This is a genomic window from Anaerostipes sp. MSJ-23, assembly GCF_018918155.1.
In the GTDB taxonomy this organism is placed as follows: Bacteria; Bacillota; Clostridia; order Lachnospirales; family Lachnospiraceae; genus Anaerostipes.
Genome location: NZ_JAHLPY010000002.1, coordinates 74,921 through 100,224 on the forward strand (window position 1 = coordinate 74,921; position 25,304 = coordinate 100,224).

The following is a 25,304-nucleotide window of genomic DNA, read 5'->3' on the forward strand; positions in this document are numbered from 1 at the left end:
TACATTGTGTGAAAAAACTTATAAGGTACTTTATGAAAAAATTTGGATGCCTTTTTGGACCATTTCAGCAGCTAGTTTTGCAACCTGTTGTGGTGGTTCGACAAATCCGTTTTGTACCCAAGTTTCTACCATTCCAAGACATCCGGAGATAATAAAATTTGAATAATATTGGAAATAGTCGGTTCGGTATGCGTTTTCTTTCCATATAAAATGCATGCGTTCTTGAACAATATTTTTCATATAATTTTTAAAGTTGAAATCTCCATGGCGTCCGAGAAGAGCTGAGATCATCATTTGATGTTCATTCATGTAAGTGAAGAATTCTAACATAAATGGGTAGGGATCTGGGTCAGGAGTTGTATTGATACAGGAGTTTAAAATGGCATTAAACTCTTCTACAATTTCAGCTTCGATTTTTTCAAGCATATCATAGACATCTTTATAGTGGAGGTAAAAGGTACAGCGATTGATATCGGCATAGTCTGCTAGTTCTTTTACAGAGATATCTTTGATATCCTTAGTTTGCAGCAATTTCATAAATCCTTCTAAAAGCATTTTTCTTGTGCGCAGAACTCTGCGATCGGTCTTTTTTTGTTCCATGATAACTCCTTTTTTAACAGATAGTGGTGAAAGTGTTGTTTAATTAACAGCAAGGTATTAATTGATTATTGTAATTGTTTTTCAAGGCTATTGTAATTCAAAACAGTTAATTAAGCAACAGCTGTTAATTAAAAATATAGGAGGAGTGAATGTGGATCATTATACAAAATTTGTTGTGAAACATAAGAAAACAATTGTATGTATTTTTATTGTTGCAGCCTTGATCTGTGCAGTATTATCGACGATGGTCGGCGTGGATTATAAATTTTCGGATTATCTTCCGGATGATGCGGCATCTACAAAAGCACTTGATGTTATGAATGAAGAATATGATCAAGCAGTTCCAAATGTGAGAGTGATGATCAAGGATGTGTCCATTCCAAAAGCACTCGAGTATAAAGAAAAGCTTGAAAAAGTAGATGGAGTGCAGGAAGTAAATTGGCTAGATGATGCAACGGATATTTATCAACCATTACAGATGATGGATCATGATACAGTGAATGATTGGTATAAAAATAAAAATGCATTGTATCAGATTACAATTGATGAAACAAATGGTTATCAAGTTATCTCTAATATTCGGAAGGTTATTGGAGATAGCAATTATATGAAAGGAGAGGCTGTTACAAATGCTTTGACTCCGGTGACAACAGCAAAAGAAATTCAGAAGATTATTATGATTGTTGTGCCAATTGTGTTTTTAATTCTTCTTTTAGCAACAAATTCGTGATTTGAACCGGTTCTTTTTATGGTAACAATCGGAATTGCAATTTTGATCAATCGTGGTACGAATTTAATGTTTGGTACAATTTCTTTTGTTACGAATGCAGCCGGAAGTATTCTTCAGCTGGCAGTATCGATGGATTATGGAATTTTTCTTTTGCATCGGTTTGCAGAAAATCGTGAACAGGGGCAAGAAGTGCAGGATGCAATGGTGCATGCGGTTAAGCAGTCTGTGGGAAGTGTTCTTTCTAGTGGACTTACAACAGTGACAGGATTTGCAGCACTCATTCTTATGAGATTTAAGATTGGACCGGATATGGGATGGGTCATGGTAAAGGCAATTATTCTTAGTTTGTTTGCAGTTTTATGTTTGTTGCCTGCATTGACTATGATCTTTTATCCGTTGATTGATAAGACAGAACATAAGTCTTTTTTGCCGAGTTTTCGTTTATTATCTAAAATTGTTTTGAACTGGAAACCAGTTATGATCGTGTTGTTTGTTATTCTTATAATTCCATCTTATTTTGGACAGCAGAAGAACAACTTTTTCTATGGTGGAAGTAAAGTTTATCAAACAAATGCAACCCAACTCGGAAGAGATATGAATGAAATTGAGAAAGAGTATGGGGTATCGAGTCAGATCGTTTTGATGGTTCCCAAAGGGAATATGGAAAAAGAGATTGCATTAAATCGACAGTTGAAAAAAATTGATGGTGTGACATCGATTGTTTCTTATATAAATTCGGTAGGAGAATCAATTCCAAAAAGGATTTTGTGCCGCAAGAACAGGTATCAAAGCTTTATTCTGAGCATTACAGCCGTTATGTTATAACAGTTGATAAAGAAGAAGGAAATGCTGGATGGGATCGTCTGGTTGAAACAATTGAGAAAACTGGAAAGAAATATTATGGAAAAGAATCTTTGATGGCAGGAAATCTTGCTAGTACACAGGATCTTAAAAATAAGATTACACAGGATATGACAAGAGTCAATATCTTATCGATTGCATTTGTCTTTGTCATTTTACTTGTAAACTTTCGGTCGATTTTGCTTCCGGTGATTTTAACGCTTGTGATTGAAGCTTCTATTTGGATAAATCTAACAGTGCCTTATTTTGCTGGAAGTAATCTTTATTATATTGGGTATTTGATTATCTCATCGGTTCAGCTCGGAGCGACGATCGATTATGGTATTTTATTTACCGATCGTTATCGTGACTATCGAAAGTCCATGGGTAAAAAAAGAGTAGCTTTTCGGACGATTCAAAGTTGTACAATGTCGATTCTTACTTCTGCGTCAATTCTTACCGTTTCTGGAATTGTACTTGGAAGTGTATCAACCAATGGTGTATTGAGTCAGCTTGGAATTTTGATTGGACGTGGAGCAATCATTTCATTTATTCTTGTGATTTTTGTATTGCCGGGACTTTTAATGATATTTGATAAAGCAATTGAAAAGTTAACGCTTCATGCTGACTTTTATAAAGGAGGAACTTTACATGAATAATAAAAAAATATATCGTCCAGTGATTGCAGCAGCATTATCTGTCATTATGGTCACAGGTTCTGTGATGCCTGTATTTGCAGCAGATGATACAAAGAAAGAAGAAAATGTATATGTGAATTTGCAAAATGATGGTTCTGTGGATGGCATTTATGTTGTAAATTCCTATGACTTAAAAAAAGATCAAAAGATCACAGATTACGGAGACTATTCTTCTGTAAAAAATTTGTCTTCAGATCGTTCTTTGAAAGAAAATGGAGATAAAATTACGGTCGATGCAAAGAAAGGAAAATTTTATTATCAAGGAAATCTGGATTCGGCAAGTATTCCATGGACCATTGATTTGACTTATGAACTTAATGGAGAGGAAATTTCTCCAGATGATTTGGCTGGAAAAAGTGGAAGATTAAAAATTCATTTGAATATTCGAAAAAATGAGCATGCAGATCAGGATTTTTTTAAAAATTTTCTACTGCAGATCTCTGTGACATTGAATACAAAGCATTGTAAAAATATTAAGACAAAAGGTGCAACAGAGGCTAATTCTGGTGATGACAAGAAGGTTATGTATAATATTATGGCAGGTCAGGAGAAAAATCTTGTGATTGAGACAGAGGTAAAAGATTTTGAAATGGATCCGATTTCCATTAGTGGTGTGCCAATGTCTTTTGATATTGATAGCAGTCAGCTTGATACTGGGAAATTGACAGATAAAACAAAGAAACTAAAAAGTGGAGTTTCTTCTTTAAAAGAAGGAGCGAATCAGGTGAATGAGGGCTCCAAAGCGATGAAATCTGGATTATTGGCTTATGGCCAAGGTGTTGATGCTGTTTATAAAGGAGCGGATACATTATTTGCAGGGCTTAGTCAGTTGAATCCAGGAGTTGCTTCTTATACAAATGGTGTGGATCAAGTAGCTTCTGGTGCAAAACAGTTGGAACAAAAAACACAAAATTTTCCAGTATTGATGGGACAGATAACAAGTGCAGTTAATCAGCTAAAAAGTGGAAGCAGCAATCTTTCGAATCCATCGGCATGGAAACAAGTAGAACAGGGATTTTTTCAAATGAAAAGTGGTCTTTCTAGGATGAAAGAAGGAATTCAGAAGATGGATTCTCAAGGGCTTGCTCCAATGAAAGCAGCACTTTCCGATGGGGGACAGTTAAAGAATGGTGTAGAAAATTTGGAAACTGGGATTTCTGCAGCAAAAATGTACAGTGAAAAATTAAATAGTGTGTCTTCAGCATATGATCAGCAGACACAGACACTTGGAAAAATTATAAGCAATCAAAAGTCCGCAGCTGGGGGAAGTCGGACGGTAAAAGATGGTCAGACAACAAAAGATACTCAAAAAGAAGAAGGAACTTATACAAAGGACCATACAGAAACAAAAAGAGAAACATCTACGGATGAAAATGGGAATACGGTTATTAATGTAACAAATGATATTTATATGACAAAAACGGATACTGTAACAAAGACAAAAGAGGTAACAGAATCTTCTAGAGCAGAAAAGACAGCAGAACTTCAAAGTCTATATGGGAGTATGAAAACGAATGCAGCAATTTTCCATGCAATTTTAGATGGAAATGGATCGAATCCAGGACTATCGACAATTCTTACGAAACTTGGAAGCGGAACTAGTCAGCTGAAGTTTGGTTTATATGAAGGAAATAGCAGTATGAGGGCGTATCTTGAGATCTTACAAAAACAGATGACAGGAAAAGGTGGATTGACGGATGGTGTTGATACAATGATGAGCGGTCTTTCTAAATTAGAAACATCGATTTGTGGAAACCAAGAGAAAAGTGTAAAAAATGGAATATCAGCACTTGATCAAGGAATTGGTACTTTAAAGACATCAACGAATTCGATTCCTGGACAGATGAATCAGCTTCAAAATGCGATTGCTCAGCTTTCTTCTGGAACAAGTCAGTTATCAAAAAAATCATCAAACCTTACAGATGGAACAAAACAGCTAGTTTATGGAGCTTCTTCTTTAAAAAATGGAAGTCAGACATTGGCTTCTAAAACATCCTCTTTAAATGAAGGGGCATAGAAACTTACAGATGGAACAGGAAAACTTTATGAAGGAACAAAAACATTCTCCAATCAAACGGGAAATATTGATGAGCAGATTCTGGATGGAATCGATCAGGAAATATCAAAATTATCTGGAAAAGATTATAAAGTAAAGTCATTTGTTTCATCTAAAAATAAGAAAATAAGTGCGGTTCAATTTGTGATGAAAACAAAAGGAATCGAAAAGAAAAAAGAAACGAAAAAGAAGGAAACGAAGAAAAAAGAAATAATACTTGATAAATTAAAAAATCTGTTTTAAAAAAGCAAAAGGCGTTCTGAAAAAAATCAGAACGCCTTTGTCATAATTTATGAATTATTATAAAAAGGAAGGAAAAAGAAAGATTGTAAAAATTGGAACTTATTTGTTTTCTCTTTTTTCTCTTAGAAATTTACGGTATGATAAAAAAATGGAGGTGTGAAAATGAAAATCCCGAAGTCATCATTATTTGATGGAGTAGAAGAGCAAGATTTAAATTCTATGATGCACTGTCTTTCTGCCAAAAGACGGCATTATAAAAAGAAAGAATTTATTTTTCACAGTGGAGATAGGGCACAGCAGATTGGAATGGTGCTTTGTGGAACTGTTCATATGATGAAAGAAGATTTCTGGGGAAATAGGATGATTCTTGGAGAAGCCGGCCCTGGAGATTTATTTGGTGAAGTTTATGCCTGTGCGGGAGTCCAATGGTTAGAGGTAAATGTAATTGCAAAAACAGATACAGATATTTTGTTTTTGGATATTCAGAAGATATTAACCGTCTGTTCAAACGGATGCGAATTTCATTCACGGATGATACGCAACTTGCTTTCTTCTATTTCTAGACGGACTCTTGCGATGACAAGAAAAGTAGAACATATGTCACAAAGAACTTTAAGAGATAAGGTTTTGTCATATTTGTCTTCTCAAGCGATGATTACAGGCTCTAGAGAATTTACGATTCCGTACAATCGGCAACAGCTGGCAGAATATTTGTCGGTAGACCGGAGTGCATTGTCATCAGAACTTGGGAAAATGAAAAAAGAAGGCATTCTTGAATTTCGTAAAAATTGGTTTCGATTGCTGGAATAAATCCTACATTGCGAGTGTTGTACCGTGAAAAAAGCTTGTTTTATACTTTGTGCCGCAATATAATATTCATAATATATTAAATATTAGAAAGGGATAGAAAAGATGAGCGATTATAGTATAAATTTACCAAGTTATACAATAGGTGCAGGGTGTTATAGACGGATTCCATATGTTACACGTTTTTTTGGGAAAACAGCGGTTGTTATTGGTGGAAAGACAGCAATGTCAAAGGCAAAAGAGAAGCTTCTTGATGGAATTAAAGATTCTCAGGTAGAAATTCTTGATTTTTTATGGTATGGTGGAGATTCCACTTATGAAAATGGAAATGCCTTAATGGAACAGGATGTCGTTAAAAAAGCAGATATGATTTTTGCTGTCGGTGGGGGAAGAGCTTGCGACACATGTAAATATCTTGCGAATGAGCTGGATAAGCCATTATTTTGTTTTCCAACAGTTGCTTCTAACTGTGCAGCAGTTACAGCAATCTCGGTTATTTACAATCCAGATGGATCTTTTAGAGAATATTACTATCCGAAAAATGCAAATCATACTTTTATTGAATCTTCTATCATTGCGGATTCACCGCAAGATCTTTTATGGGCTGGTATTGGTGATGCATTGAGCAAAGAATGTGAAGCAATTTTTGCATCGAAAGAAGATGAACTATCACATACTCCGATGATGGGAGTTCAAATCAGTCGAATTTGTACAACACCACTGGTAGAATATGGGCAGAAAGCATTAGAGGATTTAAAACAGAAAAAGGTTTCTTATGATTTGGAACAAGTAGCGTTGGATATCATTATCAGTACAGGACTTGTTTCAAATATGGTAAGTTCCGCACCGGATTATTATTATAACTCTAGTCTTGCACATTGTGTATATTATGGATCAACGGTAACAGAAGGTGGAGAAAAGCATCTGCATGGAGAGGTTGTATCACTTGGAGTATTATGTCTTCTGACATTTGAAAATGCATTGCCAGAAAGAGATCGTATTGCAGCTTTTAATCAGAGTATGGGACTTCCAGTTTGCTTTGATGATATTGAAATTAAAGAAGAGGAATTTGATGCAATGGCAGAAAAAGCAATGACAACGACCGAGTGGGAATTCCGTCCAAAAGGTGCGAATGTAACAAAGGAAAGTTTTATTCAGTGTATGAAAGATACTAATGCGTATGGACGTGCACTGAAACAAAAGAAATGAGATAATTTATGAAAAAATTGACAATTGGTGTGCTCGCTCATGTGGATGCTGGAAAAACAACATTGTCCGAAGGCATTTTATACAAAACCGGGATGATTCGGGAAATGGGACGTGTGGATAATGGAAATGCGCACCTTGATACAGATGCTCAGGAGAGAGCACGTGGAATTACGATTTTTTCCAGACAGGCGGTATTTTCGCTTGGGGATAAAGAAATAACACTTTTGGATACTCCAGGGCATGTAGACTTTTCTGCAGAGATGGAAAGAACTCTGCAGGTACTTGATTATGCCATTCTTGTAATCAGCGGAGCGGATGGCGTGCAAGGGCATACAAGAACATTATGGCGTTTGTTAAATCAGTATCATGTGCCGGTCTTTTTGTTTATTAATAAAATGGATCAGCAAGGGACAGATAAAGGCAAACTGATGGAAGAACTACAAAGTAATCTTTCTAGTGGTTGCATTGATTTTGCAACTTTTGATCAGAAAGATTTTTATGAAGCAGTGGCAATGGAAGATGAGGATCTTTTGGATTTTTTCATTGAACATGAGATGATAAAAACGCAGGATCTTTTGAATATGATTTCGGCTCGAAAAATTTTTCCTTGCTTCTTCGGCTCAGCATTAAAGATTCAGGGAATTGATGAATTTCTTAAGGGCTTGGAAGAATTTACACAAGTTCCAAAATACTTAGATGACTTTGGAGCAAGAGTTTTTAAGATTACAAGGGATGAGCAAGGGAATCGTTTGACACACTTAAAAGTAACCGGTGGAAATTTTTCTGTGAAAGATCGTTTATCAGATGATGAAAAAGTTAATCAGATTCGAATTTACTCTGGTGACAAATATGAAACAGTGAAAGAAGCACCAGCAGGTACAGTCTGTGCTGTAACGGGTTTGTCTAAAACGAGGCCAGGCCAGGGACTTGGAATGGAACAAGATGGAATAGAACCGTTTCTTGAGCCAGTGCTTACTTATCAGATGATATTGCCAGAGGAATGTAGTCCTACCGTTTTGCTTCCAAAACTTTATGAACTGGAAGAGGAAGAACCACAGCTGCATATTATATGGAAAGAAGAACTTCAGGAAATTCAAGTACAACTGATGGGAAAGGTTCAGATTGAAATCTTAAAAAATATTATACAGGAGCGTTTTGGCGTTTCAGTAGAATTTGGTACTGGAAATATTGTTTATCGTGAAACAATCCAAGATAAGGTTGAAGGGGTTGGTCATTTTGAGCCTCTTAGACATTATGCAGAAGTTCATTTGATTTTGGAACCTCTAGAATGTGGCAGTGGAATGAGGTTTGAGACGGCATGTAGTGAAGATGTTTTAGATAAAAACTGGCAGAGACTTGTTATGACACACCTTTTGGAACGGGAACATAAAGGTGTTTTGACAGGCTCTTCCATTACAGATATAAAGATTACATTGGTATCTGGGCGTGCACATCAAAAACATACGGAAGGTGGAGATTTCCGACAAGCTACCTATCGTGCAGTCCGACAAGGACTTCGGCAGGCACAGTCAATTCTTTTGGAACCGTATTATGAATTTCGGTTAGAAGTGCCCCAAAACTGTATCGGAAGAGCTATGACGGATCTTGAAAAGATGCATGGGACTTTTGAGCCACCACAGACGGAAGGAAATCTATGTCTTTTCACCGGGAAAGTACCGGCATCCTGCGTGCAGGATTATCAGATGGAAGTGATTGCTTATACGAAAGGAGCCGGAAGATTTTCTATTTCATTTGGAGGATATGAACCATGTCATAATGCGCAAGAAATTATTGAAGAAAAGGGATATGATCCAGATAGAGATACAGAAAATCCGTGTGATTCCGTCTTCTGTTCTCATGGCGCAGGATTTTTGGTTCCATGGGATCAGGTGAAGGATTATATGCATATAGAATCTGTTCTTGAAAAAGAAAGATTACAGGATGAAGAGGAAGTTATTCATTCGTCTGTTTATGAGGAAGAACAGTGGATTGATGCTGAAGAAGTTGATCAAATCTTAAATCAAACTTATTATGCAAACCAGAGCCGCAAAAATAAATGGAAGAAAAAGAAAAAAAGTCAAATCATAGAGGATTATAAATCGTCAGCGGTTCCTTCTATTAAAAGAGATCCTTCAAAAAAATATCTTCTGGTAGATGGATACAATATCATTTACGCCTGGGAGGATCTAAAGGAACTTTCAGATGCAAATATGGATGCAGCCAGAGGAAAACTTATGGATGTTTTATGCAACTATCAGGGAATTAAAAAGTGTGAATTGATTGTTGTATTTGATGCTTATCGCGTGAAGGGACATGAGACAGAAGTGATGGATTATCATAATATTCACGTTGTGTATACAAAAGAGGCAGAAACTGCTGATCAGTATATTGAAAAATTCGCACACGAGCATGGAAGAAAGTATGATGTGACAGTAGCAACATCGGACGGTTTGGAACAGATCATTATTCGTGGTCAGGGATGTAGGCTTTTGTCAGCAAGAGAGTTTCAGAAAGAAATAGAAGAAGAATCGAAAAAATTAAAAGAGGAGTATCTTTTGAAAAAAGAGCATCATAAAAATTATTTGATAGATGAACTTTCGGAAGAAGTAAAAAATAAAATTTTGAAATGTACCAAAGATACTTGACAAGAAAATATAATGAATATATACTATTTCCATATCGAATTAATATGAAATAAGAAAATGAGAGGTGAAATCATGGATTGGAATTTTATTGTCCAATACAGCGATTTGTATAAGGAGGCAGCTCTTCTAACTGTAAGAATTGCCTGGATTGGTATTCTTGGATCTTTGATTCTTGGATTAATATGTGGAATGATTCGCTATTATAAAGTACCAGTACTATCACAAATTGCAGGAATATATATTGAACTATCTAGAAATACGCCATTACTGATCCAATTATTCTTTTTATACTTTGGTCTGCCAAAGATAGGAATTGTTTTGCAGTCAGAAACATGTGCGATTGCTGGTCTGATCTTTCTTGGTGGAAGTTATATGGCTGAGGCATTCCGAAGTGGAATTGAAGCCGTGGACCGGATTCAAATGGAAAGTGGATTGAGCCTTGGACTTACGAGAAGGCAAGTCTTTTTCTATATTATATTTCCGCAGGCGGCTGCAGTGGCAGTACCAGGGATCGGAGCAAATGCTATTTTCCTGATTAAAGAGACATCTGTTTTTAGTGTGGTAGCGTTAATGGATTTGATGCATGTAGCAAAGGATTTGATTGGATTATATTATAAAACAGATGAAGCACTATTTATGTTGGTTGTATCTTATTTGATCATCCTGCTTCCAGTTTCTATTATATTAACATTTTTAGAGAGGAGACTTCGTTATGCAGGATTTGGGAATTAAAATTTTACTCCAGGGAGATAATTTGGTCAGATTACTTCAAGGACTTGGTGTTACGATTAGCATTTCAGTAATTTCTGTTTTATTATCCTTGGCGTTTGGGGTTCTTTTAGGAATTGTTATGATGGTAAAGAATCCTTTGATACGTTTTATTACAAGATTATACCTTGAATTTATTAGAATTATGCCGCAACTTGTATTATTGTTTCTTGTATATTTTGGAAGTGCTAAGCATCTTGGATGGGATCTTGGCGGAGAGACGGCATCTGTGATTGTATTTGTTCTCTGGGGAACAGCAGAAATGGGAGACCTTGTTCGTGGAGCTCTTCAGTCCATTTCTGTGCATCAGACGGAAAGCGGAAAGGCTCTTGGTCTTACCAAAGGCCAGATTTATTATTATATTCTGATTCCACAAGCAGTTAAGCGTCTCATTCCTCAGGCCATGAATTTGGTAACAAGAATGATTAAAACAACATCTTTAATCGTATTGATTGGTGTTGTAGAGGTTGTAAAAACAGGGCAGCAGATTATTGAATCTGCAAGACTGACATCTCCAAGCGCTGCATTATGGATTTACGGAGTGATCTTTTTTATGTATTTCATTATCTGTTATCCAATTTCATTGATTGCAGGACATTTGGAGAAAGTATGGAAAGAATAAAAGAAGGAGAGAGATCATGGAAAAACCAGTTCTTGAAATTAATCATATAGAAAAAGCATATGGAGATCATAAAGTATTAGATGATATTTCATTTTCTGTAAAAAAAGGAGAAGTTGTTGTGGTACTTGGACCATCGGGATGTGGAAAAAGTACACTGCTTCGATGTCTCAATGGTCTTGAAAATATTCAGGGAGGAGAGGTAAAACTGAATGGAGAACAAATTTCTCAGAATGCAAAGAATATCCATCAGATTCGCCAGAAAATTGGCATGGTATTTCAGAGCTATGATTTATTCCCTCATATGAATATTTTAAAGAATATTATTCTTGCTCCAATGAAAGCTCAGCATAGAGCAAAGGAGGAAGTAACAAAGGAAGCGGAAAAACTGCTAAAGAGAGTTGGCTTGCTTGAAAAGAAGGATGCCTTTCCAAGACAACTTTCTGGAGGACAGAAACAGCGTGTTGCGATTGTGCGTGCACTGTGTATGCATCCAGAGGTTATGCTTTTTGATGAGGTGACAGCATCACTAGATCCTGAAATGGTGCGAGAGGTTTTAGATGTTATGCTTGAAATGGCCCAAAATGGAAGTACAATGGTCATTGTCACTCATGAAATGCAATTTGCAAAAGCAGTCGCAGACAGAATTATTTTTATGGATCAGGGAAAAATTGTGGAGGAAGGAACTCCGGAAGAATTTTTTGAAAATCCAAAAACCGACCGTGCAAAACAGTTTTTGAACGTTTTCGAATTTGTAGCGTAAAAGTAATCAGGAGGAAAAAATTATGAAAAAATTACTTGTAGCATTTCTGACTGTCGTATTGGCACTTGGTGTTTTCACAGGATGCGGTGGAAGCAAAAATAGTTCTGATGATACGACAAAAACACAGACCACAAGCAAAACAAAAGCAAGAACATTAAAAGAAATCAAAAAGAGTGGAGAAATCGTGATCGGTGTCTTCAGTGATAAAAAACCATTTGGTTATGTAGATGAAAAAGGAATTTATCAGGGATATGATGTTTACTTTGGAAATCGTCTTGCAAAAGATCTCGGTGTCAAAGTAAAATATGTGCCAGTAGAAGCAGCAAGCCGTGTAGAATATCTTGTAACAGGAAAAGTAGATATTATTCTTGCAAACTTTACTGTAACAGATGAACGTGCAGAACAGGTAGACTTTGCACTCCCATATATGAAGGTATCTCTTGGAGTTGTATCTCCAAATGGAAAAATCACAAAAGAGAGCCAGTTGGATGGAAAAACTTTGATTGTCAGCAAAGGAACAACAGCAGAAACATATTTTACAAAGAATCATCCAAAAGTAAAACTTCTGAAGTTTGACCAGTACAGTGAAGCATTCAATGCACTCGCAGATGGAAGAGGAGATGCACTGTCTACAGATAATACAGAGGTACTTGCATGGGCACTGGAAAATAAAGGATTCAAAGTAGGAATTGATTCTCTTGGAAATGTAGATACAATCGCACCTGCAGTTCAAAAAGGAAATAAAGAACTGAAAGATTATATTAACAAAGAAATCAAATCTCTTGCAAAAGAAAAATTCTTCCATAAAGACTATGAAAAAACATTAAAACCGGTTTACGGAGCATCCGCAAATCCGGAAAATCTCGTAGTAGAAGGTGGAGTTGTAGAAAAATAAAAGAGAAAAATCTCTAAATAGCCGGACTGGAAAGTCCGGCTATTATATTATATAATCAAATATAAAAGAGTGAAAAAATTAAGGCACGGAAGGAGATGAGGTTAAAAATTTATGGGAAAAATAGAATTAACAGGTGCAGATAATGCAAGGGATCTTGGCGGCATCAGAACAATGGATGGGGCCGTTATCAAAGAGGGATATCTTATTCGAAGCAATCGTCTTTCAAGAATTACGCAAAGAGATACCAAGATTTTAAGTCAGCAGTATCATCTGCATAAAATCATTGATCTTCGGACGCCAATGGAAATTGATCAGGAAGCTGATTTGAAAGTTCCAGGTGCTGTTTATATGAATATTCCATTTTTCCTGGAAAGTATGGTTGGCATTAGTCATGAAAAGAAGACAAAAAGACATATGATGCATATGGATGATATCCCAAAGATGACCGAACTTTATAAAATGATGATCCAAAAATCCTTTTGCAGAAAACAGATAGCAAAAGCATTAAATGAAATTATTGCGATGGAGAACGGATCGGTTTTGTGGCATTGTACGGAAGGAAAAGATCGATGTGGATTATTATCTGCTATGGTGCTTTCGTTGCTGGATGTTTCGAAAGAAGATATCATGGAGGATTATCTGAAAACCAATCATTTTGCAGCAAGAAGAATTGAAAAAATTCAAAAAAAATTTCATAACATGGGTTTCCATAGAGAGAAAATTGAGCGGATGGAAGGTCTTTTCCTTGCAAAAGAAGAGTATTTACAGGCCGCTTTTGATGTTATGGAAGAACAAAATCATTCTGTTTCTGGATTTTTGAAAGAAAGTCTTGGAATTTCAGAGGAACAAAAAAATAGATTAAAAGAGAAAGTATTAGCATAAGAAGGAAAAAACTATGAAGCAAAAAAGAGTAGTAATGTTCGGAGATTCATTGACGGATTATTTTCCAATGAATAAGCTTCAAGATCTTCCGGTGGAATTTATAAATCGTGGAGTGGCAGGAGATACCATTCCAGAGATGAAGGCTAGGGTACAATATGATGTTATCTCTTACAATCCTGATGTGATACTTATGCAGGGTGGGGCTAATGATTTTCAAATGTCTTTGTATCGTGGATATAAAATTGTTGCTGGGCAGCTTGTAAATCTGGCAAAAAAAATTAGAGAATCACTTCCGCAGACAGAAATTTATATCGAATCATTATATCCAGCATATACAAGAAGGATCGGATTGATGCCATCGTGGGCAAAAGAAAAATCAAATGAAGAAATTCGTAAAATTAATGGAGAAATTGAACGCCTTTGTGTGTTAGAAAATTTCCCTTATGTCAATATGTATGAGCGGTTGGCAGACAAAAATGGAGAGCTTCCTCTTGACTATACAATGGATGGAATTCACCTTCAAGAGAAGGCATATGATATTGTGTCAGAGTGGATTCATGAAGTGATAAAATAAGAAGAAAGGCAATACAATGGAAAGACAAAAATTAAACGAAATTCAGGCAGTCGTTTTTGATCTGGATGGTTTGATGTTTGATAGTGAGCGCTATGTACAAAAATCTTGGGATCTTGCGGGAGAAGCGATGGGATATGGTCCCCTAGGTCATAATATCGAACATACTCTTGGTTTAAATGTACAAAACAGAGAGAAATATTTTAAAAAGAACTATGGAGAAGAATTTCCTTTTGAAAAATTTCTTGATACATATCGAGCGGCTTATCAAAAATTAATAAAAAAAGAACAGGTTCCGGTAAAAAAAGGCTTATATGAGTTGTTGGATCTTCTAAAAAAGTATAAGATAAGAAGAGCGGTTGCAACTTCATCCAGCGGACAATACGTGCATTCGAATCTTGAACGAGTTCATATTTCACAAAGTTTTGATGCGGTGATTACAGGAGATATGGTAGAGCATGGGAAACCTGCACCGGATATTTATGAGAAAGCGTGTGAACAACTGCAGATTCATCCATCGAAGGCGATTGCTCTTGAGGATGCTCCAAACGGTATTGAATCAGCTTATAAAGCTGGATTAATGCCGGTGATGATACCAGATCTTGTAAGAGATACAAAAAAGGTTGACTGGATGCTTGCAGGAACTTATGATTCTTTGCTCGACTTTGCCAGAGTATTACAGGAGGTTTTCGATGGAAAAGAAGCTTAAAAGTGCAGGATGTGAATATTGTAGTAATTATGTCTATGACGAAGATTATGAATATTATGTATGTGAAGTAAATCTAGATGAAGATGAAATGGCAAGATTTATGAGTTATAGCGACTGGGACTGCCCGTATTTTCAGATGGATGATGAGTATGCGATCGTTAGAAAGCAAATGTAGGAGGATTTTGTAATATGGATAAATTTGAAAAATCATCAAAACTGGATCATGTCTGTTATGATATCCGTGGACCAGTTATGGATGAAGCAAACAAGATGATCGCAGAAGGAATCGATATTTTAAAATTAAATATCGGAAATCCGGCACCATTTCAATTTATGGCACCGGATGAAATTGTACAAGACATGATGATGAATTTGCGTGATACGGAAGGTTATTCTGATTCAAAGGGTCTGTTTTCTGCAAGAAAAGCGATTATGCAGTATTGTCAGTACAAAAATATTCCAAATGTAGATATCAATGATATTTATACAGGAAATGGGGTTAGTGAACTGATTACGATGTCAATGCAGGGGCTTTTAAATCCTGGAGATGAGATTCTGGTTCCTTCTCCAGATTATCCATTATGGACAGCTTCTGTAACACTGGCAGGTGGAACTGCTGTACATTATATGTGTGATGAAAAGGCTGAGTGGTATCCAGATATTGAAGATATCCGCAAAAAAGTAACGCCAAGAACCAAAGGGATTGTTGTCATTAACCCAAATAATCCAACAGGTGCATTATATCCAAAAGAAGTTCTTAATGATATTGTACAGGTGGCAAGAGAACATGGACTTCTATTATTTGCAGATGAAATTTATGATCGTTTGGTAATGGACGGACAGGAACATACAGCTCTTGGATCTTTAGCCCCAGATCTTATGGTATTGAATTTTAATGGTTTATCAAAGTCTCATAGAATTGCAGGTTATCGAAGTGGATGGCTTTGTCTGAGCGGAGATAAATCGAAAGCCAAAGGTTATATCGAAGGATTGAACCTATTATCCTCGATGCGTCTTTGTGCAAATGTTCCGGCACAGTCGATTATTCAGACCGCACTTGGAGGACCGAAAAAGACTGACGAAGCATTGCTTCCGGGAGGAAGAATCTATGAACAGCGAGAATATATTTATAATGCCTTAAATGATATCCCTGGTATCTCTACGGTAAAACCAAAGGCTGCATTTTACATTTTCCCGAAAATTGATGTTGAGAAATTTAATATTCATGATGATGAGCAGTTTGTGTTGGATTTCCTGAAGGAAAAACATATTCTTTTAACACATGGTGGAGGATTCCATTGGGAAAAACCAGATCATTTCCGAATTGTTTATCTGCCAGATCTTGATCAATTAAAGAAAGCATGTAAAGGACTTGGAGATTTTCTTGCAGATTATCATCAGGCGTAAATTTCACAAGAAATAAGAAATGAAGAAACGGCCATCTTCTGTCTTAATAAGATAAGGCAGAAGGTGGCCGTTCTCACCTCTGGAAAAGAGGAACCGGAGATCTAAGGGGGAATCTCCGGTTATTATGAAAAAGTATGAAAAAAAGTTCTAACAAGATCCGCTGGCTATCGTCTCTTGTTATAGATATAGTATAACCTGAAAATGTGAAAAAGTTGTGAAGAAAATGATATTTTTTTATAAAAAAAATTCGAATTTATAGAAAAAAATTATTATAGTTATAAATTTCTTCTATGAAACTATTGACATTCTATGCTATATACGATATTGTAAGATTATCAAAAGTAGGAGTTATGGAAAATGCTGACAAAACAGATGACAAATTGCGCATACTATTTTTACTTTCAGGGTTATTATTTTTATCCTGAATCTTTTTGTTGCAATGAATCATCGCCAGGAAGCAGATAGCTTCGAACATATTTAGAGAAAATATAAGGCATGCATTCTTGCACAGAATGTATGCCTTTTCCTTTTTGGAGTTTGTCAGACATCTGTGGAGAGTGCATAAAGAAAAGGAGTACATTATGATTATTATTTTAAAAAAGCAGGCAGAAGAAAAACGGGTTGATGCACTAAAGCAGGAAATGGAACAGCAGGGACTTTCTATTCATGAATCGAATGGAGAAAATACAAGAATTCTTGGATTAGTAGGAGATACATCCATTGTGGATATGCGTCATATTATGGCGAATGATATTGTGGAAAATGTGCAACGAATTCAGGAACCTTACAAAAAAGCAAATCGTAAGTTCCATCCAGATGATTCGGTAATTGAAGTTGGAAATGTAAAGATTGGCGGAGGAAATTTTGAGGTCATTGGAGGACCTTGTTCGATTGAATCCAAAGATCAAATGATTGAAGTTGCACAGAAAGTCAAAGAAGCAGGCGCTGGGTTGCTTCGTGGAGGAGCTTTCAAACCACGTACTTCCCCATACTCTTTCCAGGGACTTCATGGAGACGGATTAAAACTTCTTTTGGAAGCAAAAAAAGCAACAGGACTTCCAGTCGTTACAGAAATTATGGATGCTAGTCACCTTCCTTTATTTGAAGATGTAGATTTAATCCAGGTTGGAACAAGAAATATGCAAAACTTTGAATTATTAAAAGAGCTTGGTAAAATTGATAAACCAATTCTTTTAAAACGAGGAATGGCAAGCACGATTGAAGAATGGTTAATGAGTGCAGAATATATTATGGCTGGTGGAAATGAAAAAGTAATTCTTTGTGAACGTGGAATCCGTACCTATGAGACAGCAATGAGAAACACGCTGGATCTTTCTGCAATTCCAATGATTAAAAAGAAATCTCATTTGCCAGTTATTGTAGATCCATCGCATGCAACAGGAATCCGTGAGATGGTAGAGCCGATGTCTCTTGCAGCAATTGCGGCTGGTGCAGACGGACTCATGATTGAGGTTCATAATGATCCCGCAAAAGCTCTTTGCGATGGTCCACAGTCTTTAACACCAGAAGCATTCAAAAAATTAATGGAAAAAGTAAAGAAAACAAGAACATTTTTCCAGTCTTTATAAAATTTCCTTTTATCCTACGGGAAAATTTCAGTAGACGAAAAGAAAGTTTCTTGTTAAAATAAACAACAGAACGAAGAATTATAGAAGCCCGGGAATCAAATGGTTCCCGGGTCTTAAGTATGTAAAAAATAGGAAATGGACTAGTATGGAAGGAGTTAAAAAATATGAAAATTATTGTGGGACTTGGAAATCCAGAAAAGAAATATGAAAATACGAGACATAACATTGGTTTTGCAGCCATTGATTATATTGCAGAGAAAGTAGGAATAAATATAAATACAGGCAAATATAAAGCTTTGATTGGAAGTGGTTATATAGAAGGTGAAAAAGTTCTTCTTGCAAAGCCACAGACTTATATGAATCTAAGTGGAGAAAGTCTTCGGCCGATTATGGATTTCTATAAGCTTGAGCCAGAAGATTTTTTAATTATATTTGATGATATTGATTTAGATGTAGGAAGACTTCGCATTCGACGAAAAGGAAGTGCAGGTGGACATAATGGAATCAAGAGTATTATCAGTCATCTTGGAAGTATGGAATTTCCTAGGATTAAGATCGGAGTAGGCGCAAAACCAAAAGGATATGATCTCGCAGATTATGTACTTGGGCATTTCAGTAAGGAAGATCAGGCTATCTTATCAGAACGAATGGATGATGTTTATGATGCAGCCAAATTGATCGTATCTGGAGATATTACAGAAGCCATGAATCGTCATAATAATAAAAAGAAGTAGGTTGAAAAAGTGTTGGAAGAAATCTTAAAAAATGATAATGAGTATGAACAAATCAGACAGGCTTTTAAGAAAGATAAGGCTCCGGTTTTTATATCTGGGTGTACGGATACAGGAAAATGGCATTTAACAAGTCTTCTTGGAGAAAATGGAAAAAAGAATTATAAAATAGTTGTCGTGCCTGATGAAGAAAGTGCTAGACAATGGATAGATGGATATCCGTTTTTTGGAGAAAAAGTATTTTTTCTTCCGGCAAAAGATCCTCTTTTTTATAGCGCAGATGTTCATGGAAATGCAATTGCCAGAGAGAGAATGCAGTGTATTAAGAAGATTATGGAAGGCGAGGGCGGCGTCTATGTTATGACGATTGATGCCGTTATGGATCGAGTTGTTCCACTTTGTGAGATTCAAAAACATAAAATGATATGGAAGCCGGGAGATACTGCAAAAGAAGAAAATCTTTCTAAAAAATTAGTGGAAATTGGCTATGAAAAAACAGGATTTGTAGAGGCACCGGGAGAATTTGCAATCCGAGGAGGAATTGTTGACGTTTATCCATATACTGGGGAATGTCCATATCGTATGGAATTTTGGGGAGATGAAATTGATTCTATTCGAAGTTTTGATGCGGAGAGTCAGAGATCGATAGAGGAAGTTCAAAGCCTTACCATCTATCCGGCAACGGAAATTGTTTTAGAACAGAAAAGAATTGATCAGGCTTTGTCTGGAATGGAAGAAGATTATAAAAATCTAAAAAAGCACTTCCATAAAAATCAGGAAGCAGAAAAAGAGGGGCGTCTGACAAAAGAAATAAATAGAGTTCGGGAAGAACTTTCGGAACTTCATATGCTGATTGGAGTAGAAGGATATCTTCCGTATTTTTATGAAAATCTTGTCAGCATTTTATCTTATTTCCCAGAAGACAGTATTCTTTATGTCGATGAATTGAAGCATATCAAAGAACGTGCGAATGGTTTTTATATGGAATTTACGGAAAGTATGAAAAGTCGCCTAGAAGGAGGATATCTTCTTCCTAAACAGACAGAAACAGTAACGGAATTTAATCAGGCAATTGTTCAGATGCAAAAGCATAAGATGGTATGTTTTAGTACATTATCAGCGCAGATTGAAGAAGTTCCGGTTTTTAAAACATATTTTATGGAAAATCGATCCATACAATCTTATAACAATAGCTTTGAAGAGCTAATAAAAGATTTGAAAAAATATCAAGAAGATGACTATCATATTATTGTTGTTTCACCTTCTGTAACAAGGGCTAAACGTTTGGCTGAAGATATGAGGGACCATGAACTTACTGTGACTTATGATAAAAATCTGTCAAAAGAACCACAAAAAGGACAGATCATTGTTACGGCCGGCAAATTGAAGGCTGGGATTGAATATCCAAAGACACGTTGGGTTCTAATTTCAGAAAGTGATATTTTTAAAGGAAGAAAAGCAAAACAGAGGAAAAAAGAAAAGTCAAGGATTAAAGGGAATAAGATTCATAGTTTTGCAGATATTAATATTGGAGATTATGTTGTCCATGAAAAGCATGGAGTTGGAATTTACCGTGGAATTGAGAAAATTACGGTAGCTGGTGTTGAAAAAGATTATATTAGTATTGAATATCAGGGTGGCGATAATCTGTTTATTTTGGCATCGGATTTGGATCAAATTGCAAAATATGCAAGTTCGAATGCAAGAAAGCCGAAACTTCATAAGCTAGGTGGAAGCGAATGGAAAAAAACAAAGAAAAAAGTTAGAGGACAGGTACAAGATATTGCAAAAGAGTTGGTAGAACTTTATGCAGTTCGTCAGGCAAAAGAAGGGTATGTTTATCAAAAAGACAGCATATGGCAGAAGGAATTTGAAGAATTATTTCCATATGATGAAACACAGGATCAGTTGAACGCGATTGAAGATACAAAACATGATATGGAAAGTAAAAAAATCATGGATCGTTTGATTTGTGGGGATGTTGGTTATGGAAAAACAGAGGTTGCCATACGTGCAGCATTTAAAGCCGTAGATAATGGGAAGCAGGTTGCTTATTTAGTGCCAACGACAATTCTTGCGCAGCAGCATTTTAATACATTTTCTGAACGATTCAAAAATTATCCAATCAGTGTTCGTATGATGTCTCGTTTTTGTACTCCTAAGGAACAAAAGGAAACATTGGAAGGATTAAAAAATGGAACAGTAGATGTTGTTGTTGGAACTCATCGATTGCTTTCAAAAGATATGCAGTATAAAAATCTTGGGCTTTTAATCATTGATGAAGAGCAACGTTTTGGTGTCAATCATAAAGAAAAAATTAAAAAAATGAAAAAAGATGTGGATGTACTTTCACTGTCAGCAACTCCAATTCCAAGGACATTGCATATGAGCCTTATTGGAATTCGTGATATGAGTCTTCTTGAAGAACCGCCACATGATCGAAGGGCAATTCAGACTTATGTTATGGAATATAATGAGGAGCTTGTGAAAGAGGCAGTTTACCGTGAAATGACACGTGGAGGACAAATATATTATGTATATAATCGTGTGAATAATATTGCAGAAATTACGGCACAATTGAAAAAAATACTGCCAAACGTTCGGATTGCTTATGCCCATGGACAAATGAAAGAACGTGAATTGGAAAAGATCATGATGGAATTTATGAATAAAGAAATAGATCTGCTTGTTTCTACAACGATTATTGAAACTGGACTTGATATTCCGAATGTTAATACGATGATTATTCATGATGCAAATCAGTTAGGTCTTTCTCAATTATATCAGCTTCGTGGACGTGTTGGACGTTCGAATCGTAATGCATTTGCATTCTTAATGTATAAGCAGAATACTTTATTAAAGGAAACTGCAGAAAAACGACTGCAGGCAATTCGTGAGTTTACAGATCTTGGATCTGGTTATAAGATTGCCATGAGGGACCTTGAAATCAGGGGGGCTGGCAACCTTCTCGGACAGGCGCAGTCTGGTCATATGGAAGCAGTTGGATATGACCTTTATTGCAAGATGTTAAATGATGCTGTCATGCGGTTAAAAGGAAATCTTACAGAAGAAGAGGAATTTGAGACAACCCTGGATCTTGATGTCAATGCATTTATTCCATCTTCTTATGTGAAAAATGAGTATCAAAAACTTGAACTTTATAAACGCATTTCTTCTATTGAAAATAAGGATGAGATGGAGGATATGACAGATGAATTAATCGATCGTTTTGGAGAACTTCCAAAAGCTGTTTATAATCTTTTGTATGCAGCATTTTTAAAAGCATTGGCACATCGGGCTTATATCTCAGAAGTAAAACAGAAAAAATCAGAAGTTTTCTTTGGAATGAGACCGAATGCAAAAGTCGATATTGATAGGATTCCGGAAATTTTAGAGGAGAGCAAAGGGGAACTTTCTTTCCGCCCAGGGAAAACACCTTTTTTTGTATTGAACCTTGAAAAAACAAGAAAATGCGAGGAATTGGAAAAAATTGAACATTGTGTGAACTCGCTGAATTCGTTGATAATGAGATAACATTGTAGTATAATAGTCCAAGTGAAATGCGAAGTTCAGAAAATTTATGAAGGAGACAAATTGAAATGAAGAGATTAGCAAAGAAGCTTTTATGCTTGGTTGCAGTACTCACTTTGTCAGCTTCTGTTCTTACAGGATGTAAAAGTAAGAATGAAAAGACATTATTTGAGTATGCAGGACAGAAAGTTACATTCCAGGAAGCTCATGTATATGCAAGAATTATGCAGTATCAGGCAGAAGCTCAGTATGGATCTTATTTTGGAGACAAAATGTGGTCTACACAGGTAGGAACAGACAGTAAAGGTAAGAAAATTACAATGCAGGATTCTGTAAAGAGCAGCGTTATCAATCAGTTAAAACAAATTAAAGTACTTGCAGCTCATGCAGATGATTATAAAGTAAAACTGACAAAAGCAGAAAAGAAACAGTTAAAAGAAAACGTGAATGCCTTTGTAAAAGATGAGACTGGTAAGAAAGTCATGAAAAAAACAGAAGCAGACAAAGATGCGATTACAGCACTTTACAAAGAAAGTATGATTGCAAGTAAGGTTATGAATGCAATTATTAAAAAAGCAAATGTATCTGTATCTGATGAAGAAGCAAAGACGGTAAAAGTTTATAAACTTGTATTCACAACACAGAAGACAGATAGTAAGACAGGAAAAGCAACTGCAATGTCAGCATCTGAAAAGAAAGATCAGTTAACAAAAGCAAAATCTGCATTAAAGGCAATTAAAAATGGAGAAAGCGTATCCGATGTAGCAAAGAAATTCTCTGTTAATACAGATAACGAAGAATCTTATACAAAAGGAAAAGCAGAACTTGGAACAAAATTCGAAGATGCAGCAGCAAAATTATCAAAGAACGAAGTTAGTGATATTGTAGAAACAGATAATGCTTATGTTATCATTAAAATGCTGAATCCAAATGATAAGAGTGCAGCAAAAACCAATAAGACAACACTGCTTCAGGAAAAACAGCAGGCTGCTTATGAAAAAGTCTATAAGAAATGGACAAAGAAAGCAGATAAAGAATGGGATGATAGTAAATCCGTTGATCAGGATCTGTGGAAAGAAGTAAAATTCAGCTATAAAGCAACAACAACTGCTACAACACAAACACAGACATCAACAACAACTGCAACACAGAAAAGTAAATAATTCATTGATAAAATGAAAAAAGAAAAGATCCGACAGATTCTGCCGGATCTTTTTTACATATGTAAATTTTTATCCTTGAGCTTTTGCCCATGCATCCAGTTTATCGCTCTCTGCCTGAGCAGCTTCCATAGTGTCAGCTTTTACACCATAGTAGAATTTAATCTTTGGTTCTGTTCCAGATGGGCGTACACATAACCATGCTCCGCCTTCCAGTTCATAATAAAGAACATTGGAGGAAGGTAATCCGATCGGTTCTGTTTTTCCAGTTGCTACATCAAGAATGGTATCGTTGCTGTAATCACGAACTTTAACAACTGGATATCCTGCAATTTCTTTTGGTGGATTTTCACGGAATGCAGAAAGTATGCTCTTCATCTTATCCATACCTTCTAATCCAGGGAAATCCATAGCTGTGATGCGATCAATATAGTATCCGTATTTTTCATACATTTCGATCATAACATCCCATAAAGTTTTGCCTTGAGTTGCATAGTAAGCTGCAGCTTCGCAAAGAGCAACTGTTGCAGATACGGCATCTTTATCTCTTGCATAAGTACCAATCAGGCATCCATAACTTTCTTCCAGTCCAAACAGATAAGTACCTTTTCCGCTTTGTTCAAATCCAAGAATTTCTTTTCCAATCCATTTAAATCCAGTTAATACTTCAATCAGTTTTACACCATATCCTTTTGCAACAGCATCTACAAGGTTTGTTGTTACAATAGATTTTACAACAGCTCCGTCTTCTGGAAGAGAGCCATTGATTGCTTTACGCTGGCTTAATACATATTCACATAACAAAGAACCAGACATATTTCCTGTTAATGGGATATATTCCCCGGATTTAGTGTCTTTTACATAAACTCCAAGACGGTCAGCATCAGGGTCAGTTGCAAGAACAAGATCAGCATCTTTTTCTTTTGCAAGTGCAAGACCAAGAGTGAAAGCTTCTTTTGCTTCAGGGTTTGGATAACTTACAGTTGGGAAATCACCATCAGGAAGTTCCTGTTCTGGTACAACATAAACATGTTCAAATCCAAGATCTTTCAGAACGCGTCTTACAGGTAAATTTCCGGTTCCATGAAGAGGAGTGTAGACAATCTTCAATTTGGAAGACATTTCATCAATCGCCTTTTTATTTAATACCTGTTTTTCAACCTCAGCGATGTAGGCATCATCGACTTTGGATCCGATGACTTCATATAATCCAGCTTTTTGAGCATCTTCTTTTGGCATTGTTTTGCAGATAGAAATATCTGTAATTGCATTAACCTTGGCAGTAACTCCTGAGGCATGCGGATCTGTAAACTGAGCACCATCTTCCCAGTATACTTTGTATCCATTATAAGCTGGTGGATTATGGCTGGCAGTTACATTAATACCAGCAATACAGTCAAGGTATCTTACAGCAAAAGATAATTCAGGTGTTGGGCGCAGAGATTCAAAAATAAATGCTTTGATACCATTGGCAGCCAGACAGCGTGCAGCTTCGTCTGCGAATTCTGGTGACATATGTCTAGAGTCAAAAGCAATAGCAACTCTCTTTTTGTCTGTATTTTGTTCAAGAATATAATTTGCCAATCCCTGTGTTGCTTTTCTTACCACATAAATGTTCATGCGGTTAATACCGGCACCAATAATTCCACGAAGTCCGGCAGTACCGAAAGCAAGGTCAGCGTAAAAACGTTCCTTGATTTCGTTATCGTCATTTTCAATAGCTTTCAGTTCCTTTTTTGTATCCTCATCAAAATAGGGATTGCTAAGCCATTCCTGATAAGTTTCTTTGTAGTTCATAATTACTCCTCCTTTAGTTCTTAAAAAATGCCTTTGTTTAATTATACCTCAAAA

Annotated in this window: 22 protein-coding genes; 20 read left to right on the forward strand and 2 right to left on the reverse strand. The window is 36.1% G+C overall.

Annotated elements, in window-relative coordinates; genetic code table 11:
* Window positions 1-30: 30 nt before the first annotated feature.
* Entirely contained in the window at window positions 31-600 is a 570-nt protein-coding gene (locus tag KQI71_RS02290) for a TetR/AcrR family transcriptional regulator (protein WP_216433695.1), read from the reverse strand.
* 61 nt (window positions 601-661) lie between these two features.
* Between KQI71_RS02290 and KQI71_RS12345 the strand changes: the two genes are divergently transcribed.
* The 20 genes from KQI71_RS12345 (at window position 662) to KQI71_RS02380 (ending at window position 23,456) form a co-directional block, all read left to right on the forward strand.
* Window positions 662-1,330, forward strand: a complete 669-nt coding sequence (locus KQI71_RS12345) for a hypothetical protein (protein ID WP_253287896.1) — start codon at window positions 662-664, stop codon at window positions 1,328-1,330.
* Window positions 1,331-1,348: 18 nt separating this feature from the next.
* Entirely contained in the window at window positions 1,349-2,155 is an 807-nt protein-coding gene (locus KQI71_RS12350) for an MMPL family transporter (protein WP_253287897.1), read from the forward strand.
* On the forward strand, window positions 2,098-2,829 hold the full coding sequence (locus tag KQI71_RS12355) for an MMPL family transporter (protein ID WP_330655217.1): 732 nt from the start codon (window positions 2,098-2,100) through the stop codon (window positions 2,827-2,829). Before KQI71_RS12350 ends, KQI71_RS12355 begins: the two co-directional genes overlap by 58 nt.
* Window positions 2,822-4,885 (forward strand): hypothetical protein, encoded by a 2,064-nt coding sequence (locus KQI71_RS02300; protein ID WP_216433697.1) that lies wholly within the window; start codon window positions 2,822-2,824, stop codon window positions 4,883-4,885. Before KQI71_RS12355 ends, KQI71_RS02300 begins: the two co-directional genes overlap by 8 nt.
* Before the next feature lie 444 nt (window positions 4,886-5,329).
* Complete coding sequence (locus KQI71_RS02305) at window positions 5,330-5,977, forward strand: Crp/Fnr family transcriptional regulator (RefSeq protein WP_216433700.1); 648 nt, start codon at window positions 5,330-5,332, stop codon at window positions 5,975-5,977.
* 102 nt (window positions 5,978-6,079) lie between these two features.
* Window positions 6,080-7,183, forward strand: a complete 1,104-nt coding sequence (locus tag KQI71_RS02310; protein WP_216433702.1) for an iron-containing alcohol dehydrogenase family protein — start codon at window positions 6,080-6,082, stop codon at window positions 7,181-7,183.
* Window positions 7,184-7,191: 8 nt separating this feature from the next.
* Window positions 7,192-9,828, forward strand: coding sequence for a translation factor GTPase family protein (locus tag KQI71_RS02315; RefSeq protein ID WP_216433704.1), 2,637 nt, complete (start codon window positions 7,192-7,194; stop codon window positions 9,826-9,828).
* Between the two features lie 72 nt (window positions 9,829-9,900).
* On the forward strand, window positions 9,901-10,560 hold the full coding sequence (locus KQI71_RS02320; protein WP_216433706.1) for an amino acid ABC transporter permease: 660 nt from the start codon (window positions 9,901-9,903) through the stop codon (window positions 10,558-10,560).
* Window positions 10,541-11,218: an amino acid ABC transporter permease gene (locus tag KQI71_RS02325; protein ID WP_216433708.1), complete on the forward strand. Its 678-nt coding sequence runs from the start codon at window positions 10,541-10,543 to the stop codon at window positions 11,216-11,218. Before KQI71_RS02320 ends, KQI71_RS02325 begins: the two co-directional genes overlap by 20 nt.
* Window positions 11,219-11,234: 16 nt before the next feature.
* Window positions 11,235-11,978: an amino acid ABC transporter ATP-binding protein gene (locus KQI71_RS02330; RefSeq protein ID WP_216433710.1), complete on the forward strand. Its 744-nt coding sequence runs from the start codon at window positions 11,235-11,237 to the stop codon at window positions 11,976-11,978.
* A gap of 22 nt (window positions 11,979-12,000) precedes the next feature.
* Complete coding sequence (locus KQI71_RS02335) at window positions 12,001-12,873, forward strand: cysteine ABC transporter substrate-binding protein (RefSeq protein ID WP_216433713.1); 873 nt, start codon at window positions 12,001-12,003, stop codon at window positions 12,871-12,873.
* A gap of 111 nt (window positions 12,874-12,984) precedes the next feature.
* On the forward strand, window positions 12,985-13,755 hold the full coding sequence (locus KQI71_RS02340; protein ID WP_216433715.1) for a tyrosine-protein phosphatase: 771 nt from the start codon (window positions 12,985-12,987) through the stop codon (window positions 13,753-13,755).
* 13 nt (window positions 13,756-13,768) lie between these two features.
* Entirely contained in the window at window positions 13,769-14,329 is a 561-nt protein-coding gene (locus tag KQI71_RS02345) for an SGNH/GDSL hydrolase family protein (RefSeq protein ID WP_216433717.1), read from the forward strand.
* 16 nt (window positions 14,330-14,345) lie between these two features.
* Entirely contained in the window at window positions 14,346-15,035 is a 690-nt protein-coding gene (locus KQI71_RS02350) for an HAD family hydrolase (RefSeq protein ID WP_216433719.1), read from the forward strand.
* Complete coding sequence (locus KQI71_RS02355; RefSeq protein ID WP_216433720.1) at window positions 15,019-15,210, forward strand: DUF6472 family protein; 192 nt, start codon at window positions 15,019-15,021, stop codon at window positions 15,208-15,210. The genes KQI71_RS02350 and KQI71_RS02355 overlap by 17 nt, the downstream gene beginning before the upstream one ends.
* Window positions 15,211-15,224: 14 nt before the next feature.
* Window positions 15,225-16,442, forward strand: a complete 1,218-nt coding sequence (locus KQI71_RS02360; RefSeq protein ID WP_216433722.1) for an aminotransferase class I/II-fold pyridoxal phosphate-dependent enzyme — start codon at window positions 15,225-15,227, stop codon at window positions 16,440-16,442.
* 581 nt (window positions 16,443-17,023) lie between these two features.
* Complete coding sequence (gene aroF, locus KQI71_RS02365) at window positions 17,024-18,031, forward strand: 3-deoxy-7-phosphoheptulonate synthase (RefSeq protein WP_216433724.1); 1,008 nt, start codon at window positions 17,024-17,026, stop codon at window positions 18,029-18,031.
* 164 nt (window positions 18,032-18,195) lie between these two features.
* Window positions 18,196-18,765, forward strand: a complete 570-nt coding sequence (gene pth, locus KQI71_RS02370; protein WP_216433726.1) for an aminoacyl-tRNA hydrolase — start codon at window positions 18,196-18,198, stop codon at window positions 18,763-18,765.
* Window positions 18,766-18,774: 9 nt separating this feature from the next.
* Window positions 18,775-22,296, forward strand: a complete 3,522-nt coding sequence (mfd, locus tag KQI71_RS02375; RefSeq protein WP_216433728.1) for a transcription-repair coupling factor — start codon at window positions 18,775-18,777, stop codon at window positions 22,294-22,296.
* A gap of 65 nt (window positions 22,297-22,361) precedes the next feature.
* Window positions 22,362-23,456 (forward strand): peptidylprolyl isomerase, encoded by a 1,095-nt coding sequence (locus tag KQI71_RS02380; protein WP_216433730.1) that lies wholly within the window; start codon window positions 22,362-22,364, stop codon window positions 23,454-23,456.
* Window positions 23,457-23,525: 69 nt separating this feature from the next.
* On the opposite strand, the gene KQI71_RS02385 is transcribed toward KQI71_RS02380, so the two are convergent.
* Window positions 23,526-25,250, reverse strand: coding sequence for a phospho-sugar mutase (locus KQI71_RS02385; protein WP_216433733.1), 1,725 nt, complete (start codon window positions 25,248-25,250; stop codon window positions 23,526-23,528).
* Window positions 25,251-25,304 lie beyond the last annotated feature (54 nt).

What these genes read in the sequence shown, in the direction of transcription:
- KQI71_RS02360 (WP_216433722.1), top strand. Translation starts at nt 15,225, where the DNA reads ATGGATAAATTTGAAAAATCATCAAAACTGGATCATGTCTGTTATGAT.
- aroF (WP_216433724.1), top strand. Translation starts at nt 17,024, where the DNA reads ATGATTATTATTTTAAAAAAGCAGGCAGAAGAAAAACGGGTTGATGCA.
- KQI71_RS02290 (WP_216433695.1), bottom strand. Translation starts at nt 600, where the DNA reads ATGGAACAAAAAAAGACCGATCGCAGAGTTCTGCGCACAAGAAAAATG.
- KQI71_RS02335 (WP_216433713.1), top strand. Translation starts at nt 12,001, where the DNA reads ATGAAAAAATTACTTGTAGCATTTCTGACTGTCGTATTGGCACTTGGT.
- KQI71_RS02300 (WP_216433697.1), top strand. Translation starts at nt 2,822, where the DNA reads ATGAATAATAAAAAAATATATCGTCCAGTGATTGCAGCAGCATTATCT.
- KQI71_RS02320 (WP_216433706.1), top strand. Translation starts at nt 9,901, where the DNA reads ATGGATTGGAATTTTATTGTCCAATACAGCGATTTGTATAAGGAGGCA.
- KQI71_RS02380 (WP_216433730.1), top strand. Translation starts at nt 22,362, where the DNA reads ATGAAGAGATTAGCAAAGAAGCTTTTATGCTTGGTTGCAGTACTCACT.
- pth (WP_216433726.1), top strand. Translation starts at nt 18,196, where the DNA reads ATGAAAATTATTGTGGGACTTGGAAATCCAGAAAAGAAATATGAAAAT.
- KQI71_RS02325 (WP_216433708.1), top strand. Translation starts at nt 10,541, where the DNA reads ATGCAGGATTTGGGAATTAAAATTTTACTCCAGGGAGATAATTTGGTC.
- KQI71_RS02345 (WP_216433717.1), top strand. Translation starts at nt 13,769, where the DNA reads ATGAAGCAAAAAAGAGTAGTAATGTTCGGAGATTCATTGACGGATTAT.
- KQI71_RS02340 (WP_216433715.1), top strand. Translation starts at nt 12,985, where the DNA reads ATGGGAAAAATAGAATTAACAGGTGCAGATAATGCAAGGGATCTTGGC.
- KQI71_RS02330 (WP_216433710.1), top strand. Translation starts at nt 11,235, where the DNA reads ATGGAAAAACCAGTTCTTGAAATTAATCATATAGAAAAAGCATATGGA.
- KQI71_RS02350 (WP_216433719.1), top strand. Translation starts at nt 14,346, where the DNA reads ATGGAAAGACAAAAATTAAACGAAATTCAGGCAGTCGTTTTTGATCTG.
- KQI71_RS02355 (WP_216433720.1), top strand. Translation starts at nt 15,019, where the DNA reads ATGGAAAAGAAGCTTAAAAGTGCAGGATGTGAATATTGTAGTAATTAT.
- KQI71_RS02315 (WP_216433704.1), top strand. Translation starts at nt 7,192, where the DNA reads ATGAAAAAATTGACAATTGGTGTGCTCGCTCATGTGGATGCTGGAAAA.
- KQI71_RS02385 (WP_216433733.1), bottom strand. Translation starts at nt 25,250, where the DNA reads ATGAACTACAAAGAAACTTATCAGGAATGGCTTAGCAATCCCTATTTT.
- KQI71_RS02305 (WP_216433700.1), top strand. Translation starts at nt 5,330, where the DNA reads ATGAAAATCCCGAAGTCATCATTATTTGATGGAGTAGAAGAGCAAGAT.
- KQI71_RS12350 (WP_253287897.1), top strand. Translation starts at nt 1,349, where the DNA reads ATGGTAACAATCGGAATTGCAATTTTGATCAATCGTGGTACGAATTTA.
- KQI71_RS02310 (WP_216433702.1), top strand. Translation starts at nt 6,080, where the DNA reads ATGAGCGATTATAGTATAAATTTACCAAGTTATACAATAGGTGCAGGG.